The organism is Streptomyces sp. SID14478 (assembly GCF_010548525.1).
Classification (GTDB): domain Bacteria; phylum Actinomycetota; class Actinomycetes; order Streptomycetales; family Streptomycetaceae; genus Streptomyces.
On sequence record NZ_JAAGMG010000442.1, the window covers coordinates 1 to 5,251 of the forward strand.

4 protein-coding genes and 2 pseudogenes are annotated in these 5,251 nt (G+C 73.0%); 3 read left to right on the forward strand and 3 right to left on the reverse strand.

Features of this window, described 5'->3' with window-relative positions:
• Positions 1-224 (reverse strand): annotated as a pseudogene (locus G3I40_RS14975) (phosphoesterase); the annotation flags it as partial.
• 93 nt (positions 225-317) lie between these two features.
• Between G3I40_RS14975 and G3I40_RS14980 the strand changes: the two are divergent.
• On the forward strand, positions 318-1,940 hold the full coding sequence (locus G3I40_RS14980) for an ATP-binding cassette domain-containing protein (RefSeq protein WP_164302669.1): 1,623 nt from the start codon (positions 318-320) through the stop codon (positions 1,938-1,940).
• 143 nt (positions 1,941-2,083) lie between these two features.
• Entirely contained in the window at positions 2,084-3,052 is a 969-nt protein-coding gene (locus G3I40_RS14985) for an AraC family transcriptional regulator (RefSeq protein WP_164302670.1), read from the forward strand.
• A gap of 174 nt (positions 3,053-3,226) precedes the next feature.
• Here G3I40_RS14985 and G3I40_RS14990 read toward each other — a convergent pair whose 3' ends face one another.
• On the reverse strand, positions 3,227-3,715 hold the full coding sequence (locus G3I40_RS14990) for a CBS domain-containing protein (RefSeq protein ID WP_164302671.1): 489 nt from the start codon (positions 3,713-3,715) through the stop codon (positions 3,227-3,229).
• Positions 3,716-3,993: 278 nt separating this feature from the next.
• Between G3I40_RS14990 and G3I40_RS14995 the strand changes: the two genes are divergently transcribed.
• Positions 3,994-4,812, forward strand: a complete 819-nt coding sequence (locus G3I40_RS14995; protein WP_164302672.1) for an RNA polymerase sigma factor SigF — start codon at positions 3,994-3,996, stop codon at positions 4,810-4,812.
• Positions 4,813-4,899: 87 nt separating this feature from the next.
• Here G3I40_RS14995 and G3I40_RS15000 read toward each other — a convergent pair.
• A pseudogene (locus tag G3I40_RS15000) lies at positions 4,900-5,251 on the reverse strand (PAS domain protein); the annotation flags it as partial.

A 5,251-nucleotide genomic window follows, 5' to 3' on the forward strand; every position in this document is an offset into this window, starting at 1 on the left:
CGCGGCGAGCCGGTGGCGGCCAGCGCCCCGCCCACCGCGAACCACAGTGCCCCGTGATTGGCGGCCCGGCTCAGCCGCGGCAGGACCCGCTCGGCGCCGGGCCAGCGGGATCCGGCGGCGAACTCGAAGACACGCAGGTCGAGCGCGGCGAGACGGTCGCGCAGGGAAGATCCGGTCCGGGCGGCGTCCGCGGCGGGCGAAGTGATGTCGATGTCGGCACACATGCGACGACGGGTACCCCGCTACGGGCTTCGCACCCAGGACCGAAGGCCCTAATGGTTTGCCCGTCACCCGCACGGCCGTCCAGAATGCGGACCATGGGACATCTGGAAGCCGCACACCTCGAGTACTACTTGCCGGACGGGCGGGCGCTGCTCGGTGATGTCTCCTTCCGCGTCGGCGAGGGCGCCGTCGTCGCCCTCGTCGGGCCGAACGGGGCGGGCAAGACGACCCTGCTGCGGCTGATCTCCGGCGAGCTGCAGCCGCACGGCGGCTCCGTCACCGTCGGCGGCGGGCTCGGCGTGATGCGCCAGTTCGTCGGGTCCGTGCGTGACGAGACCACCGTGCGCGACCTGCTCGTCTCCGTGTCCTCGCCGCGCATCCGCGAGGCCGCGAAGGCCGTCGATGCGGCCGAGCACGCGATCATGACGGTCGACGACGAGGCCGCGCAGATGAGCTACGCGCAGGCGCTGTCCGACTGGGCCGAGGCCCAGGGCTACGAGGCGGAGACGCTGTGGGACATGTGCACCACGGCCGCGCTCGGCGTCCCCTACGACACGGCCCAGTTCCGCGAGGTGCGCACCCTGTCCGGCGGTGAGCAGAAGCGCCTCGTCCTCGAAGCGCTGCTGCGCGGCACCGACGAGGTCCTGCTCCTGGACGAGCCGGACAACTACCTCGACGTGCCCGGCAAGCGCTGGCTGGAGGAGAAGCTGCGCGAGACCCGCAAGACGGTGCTCTTCGTCTCCCACGACCGGGAGCTGCTCGCGCGCTCCGCCGAGAAGATCGTCAGCGTCGAGCCGAGCCCCGGCGGCGCCGACACCTGGGTGCACGGCGGCGGCTTCGCCACGTACCACGAGGCCCGGCGCGAGCGCTTCGCCCGCTTCGAGGAGCTGCGCCGCCGCTGGGACGAGAAGCACGCCCAGCTGAAGAAGCTCGTGCTGAACCTACGGCAGGCGGCCAGCGTGAGCCACGAAATGGCCTCGCGCTACGCGGCCGCGCAGACCCGGCTGCGCAAGTTCGAGGAGGCGGGCCCGCCGCCCGAGCCGCCGCGCGAGCAGGACATCACGATGCGGCTCAAGGGCGGCCGCACCGGACTGCGGGCCGTCACCTGCAAGAACCTCGAACTGTCCGGCCTGATGAAGCCCTTCGACCTGGAGGTCTTCTACGGCGAGCGGGTCGCCGTCCTCGGTTCGAACGGCTCGGGCAAGTCCCACTTCCTGCGCCTGCTCGCCGGGGACGGGTCCGTGGCGCACCAGGGGGAGTGGAAGCTCGGCGCCCGCGTCGTGCCCGGCCACTTCGCCCAGACCCACGCCCACCCCGAACTGCAGGGCCGCACCCTCCTCGACATCCTGTGGCGCGACTACGCCAAGGACAAGGGAGCCGCGATGTCCCGCCTGCGGCGCTACGAACTGACGGCCCAGGCGGAGCAGAAGTTCGAGCGGCTCTCCGGCGGCCAGCAGGCCCGCTTCCAGATCCTGCTGCTCGAACTGGAGGGCGCCACCGCCCTGCTGCTCGACGAGCCCACGGACAACCTCGACCTGGAGTCCGCCGAGGCGCTCCAGGAGGGCCTGGAGTCCTTCGACGGCACGGTCCTCGCGGTCACCCACGACCGCTGGTTCTCCCGCTCCTTCGACCGCTACCTGGTCTTCGGCTCGGACGGCAACGTCCGGGAGACCCCGGAACCGGTCTGGGACGAGCGCCGCGTGGAGCGCGCCCGCTGAGCCGTGCCCGGGGTGCCTGACCAGGTCGTCGCGCCGGGGCCCACCGGACCGGCACCGGGGCCCCATGGCCCGTCGCGCCCTCGGAAGTCTCGCCGTACGCTGCTGAGTTGGGCGCGTACGACGAGGCATCATGAGGAGACAACGTGGCGAGGACGTCCTTGCGGACGGTCGACGTCGAACAGGCCATGGAAGCGATCAAGGTCGCCTTCTACACCAACCGGCTCGACGTGCTGGCCACCCCGGAGCGGTTCGGCGCCGCCTTCGAGGTGCTCGAACTCGGCGGCATCACCGTCGGCGACCTCCGCTGCGGCGCCGATGTCCGGGTCAGCTGCGGGGAGTTGGGCACGTACCACGTGAACATCCCCGTCGGTGCCCCGATGTCCTGGCACCAGGGCAGCCGCGCCGAGGTGACCACCACGCCCGGCCGCGCCGCGCTGTTCCAGCCCGTCGGCGCCACCGTCGTGGACCACTGGGCCGGTGCCGGGCAGATCCTCGCCCTGAAGGTGGAACGGGAGCTGCTGGAGCGCCGCGTCGAGGAGCTGACCGGGCGCACGCCGCGCACACCCCTGGTCCTCGCGCCCGAACTCGACCTGACCCGAGGGCGCGGCAGGGCCTGGTCCCGGCTCGTCACCACCCTCGTCGACGACGTGTACGAGACGACACGGCTGCTCGAACACCCCCTGGTCGCCGCTCCGTTGAGGGACGCCGTGCTCAACGGCCTGCTGCTGGCGACCGATCACCGCTACCGCGACCAACTCGAACGCCCCGCGGGGGAGTTGCGGCCCGCGCCGGTGAAGCGGGCGATGGACGCGATGCGGGAGTGCCCCGAGCGTCCGTTCACCACCGCGGAACTCGCGGCCGAGGCCAGGGTCGGTGTCCGCTGGCTCCAGGAGGCGTTCGCCCGCTACGTGGGCATGCCGCCGATGACGTACCTGCGGAGCGTGCGCCTGGAGCGGGCGCACGCCGAACTGGTCGCGGCCGACGCGCGCGTCACCGCCGTCAGCGAGGTCGCGTACCGCTGGGGCTTCGGCCATCTGGGCCGCTTCGCCGAGCAGTACCGGGCCAAGTACGGCCGGGTGCCGTCCCAGACCCTGCGCGAGCCCGCGCCCTGACACCGGGCGGGCCGGTGCACCGCGCTATCCGGACAACGGCCTCGCTCCGCGGATCGTGACCACGAGCCGGGCGATCTACCGTCGAACCGTTGCCGGGGGCCGGTCCCCGGCCTCGGGTACGCGCCGTGCCCGGGCCGTCGACCGTGACGGATTCCGGTGACACCCGGCCCGGCACTACCTCGCCGGGCCGGCACCAGCCTGCGGGCCCGGGCTCCCCCCGGACACAGCTCCGGGCCCGTCGGCGTGGGTCGCGGACCGTTCCCGGGCGCCGTCGGCGCAGGCACCCTCCGCCGCACCGGACCCGGCCAGGTCGCCGAGGCTCACCATGCCCACGGCGCGACCGTCCTCCATCACCGGGAGCCGGCGCACCGCGTGCCTGCGCATCAGCGTCGCCGCCGTGGAGGCCGCCTCGTCGGGGCCTATCGCCACCGGGCTGGGCGTGCACACCGCATGCGCGCTCACCGTCAGCGGATCCGCGCCGTCGGCGACGGCGCGCAGCGTGATGTCCCGGTCCGTGAGGACACCGAGGACCCGCGCCCCGTCCGCCACCAGGACGTCGCGCAGGTCCTGGGCGCGCATCAGTTGGGCGGCCTCGACGAGCGAGGCGTCGGGGTGCACCGAGGTCACGCCGGGAGTCATGACGTCCCTCACCAAGACGGCCATCCTTTCGGCCCTTCCGCTCCTGCGGGCCCGCCCGCCCCACCCGTTCCCGACCCGCTTCCCGTCCACCCTGCGACCCTGGCGCAGTACCCCTGGGACGGGGACCTATGTGTGTTTGTGTCCGCGGTCCGGGGGCAGGCGGAAGACAGTGCTTCGGACAGGAGGCACGTCCGTGGGAGGGATGCCCTGACATCCGCCCCGGGTGTGTCGAACGCCCGCCCGCAGGCGTGACTCCCACGGTGACCACCGAACCCAAGGCACCCCTTGAGGGAGTTGCGATCATGCGCACGCCCACCAGCGCACCCCTGAATCCGGTGAAGAGCGGCCGCCGTCATCCGCACGACGACGCGCCCGACACCGCTGAAGCCTTCGCCACCCTGTCCACCCTGCCCGCGGGCCCCGAGCGCGAGGAACTGCGGCAGGAAGTCGTCGAGGCCTGGCTGCCGATGTCCGACCGCCTCGCCGCCCGCTTCCGCAACCGCGGCGAATCCCTCGACGACCTGCGCCAGGTCGCGGCGCTCGGCCTCGTCAAGGCCGTCGACCGCTACGACCCGGAGCGCGGCAACGCCTTCGAGAGCTACGCCGTGCCCACCGTCACCGGCGAGATCAAACGCCACTTCCGCGACCACATGTGGACCCTGCACGTGCCGCGCCGCGTCCAGGACCTGCGCAACCGGGTCCGGTTCGCCCAGCAGGAGCTGTCCCAGACCATCTCGGGGCGCACCCCGACCCTCGCCGAGATCGCCGAGCACGCGAACATGACCGAGGCCGAGGTCCGCACCGGGCTCGACGCGCTGGACAGCTTCACGGCGCTCTCCCTCGACGCCGAACTGCCCGGCAGCGACGACGGATACTCGCTGTCCGACGCCCTCGGCACCGCGGATCCGGCCCTCGACGTCGTCGTCGACCGGGAGTCGGTCAAGCCCCGCATCGCGGCCCTGCCCGAGCGCGAACGGCAGATCCTGTACATGCGCTTCTTCGGGGACATGACCCAGAGCCGCATCGCCGAGCAGTTGGGCATCTCGCAGATGCACGTGTCCCGGCTCATCAGCCGCTGCTGCCACCGGCTGCGCGACGAGGTGCTGTCCGGCGCCGCCTAGATCCTCTGTCCGGCGCAAGGAGGCGCGGCCCGGCCCGGGCCGCGCCTTTCCGCGTCCGCGTCTCCGGTCGGGCCCCGGCGTTTCCGCTCATCTGCCCATCGCCAGGGCGATGTGACGGGACATCACGTCCAGCGTCTGCGCCTCCGCCATGGAGTACGCGACGCGGCCCGCGGAGCGGAACAGGGTGAGCACGCCCTGGACCGGCTCGCCGGGGGCCGGGATGAGCGGCACGCACAGCAGGGACGTGACGTCCGCGCGGATCAGGACCGGCGCGCCGGACGCGTCGTCGCCCATCGCCCCCGAGTCCTCCGGGCGCACGAGCAGGGCCGGGGAACCGCCGCGGGCCGCCTCCACCGCGAGGGGGCTCGCGGCGGGGTCCTGCGCGGCGAAGTCGACCACGGCCTCGTCGTCGGGGCCGAGCACGATCGTACGGACCGGG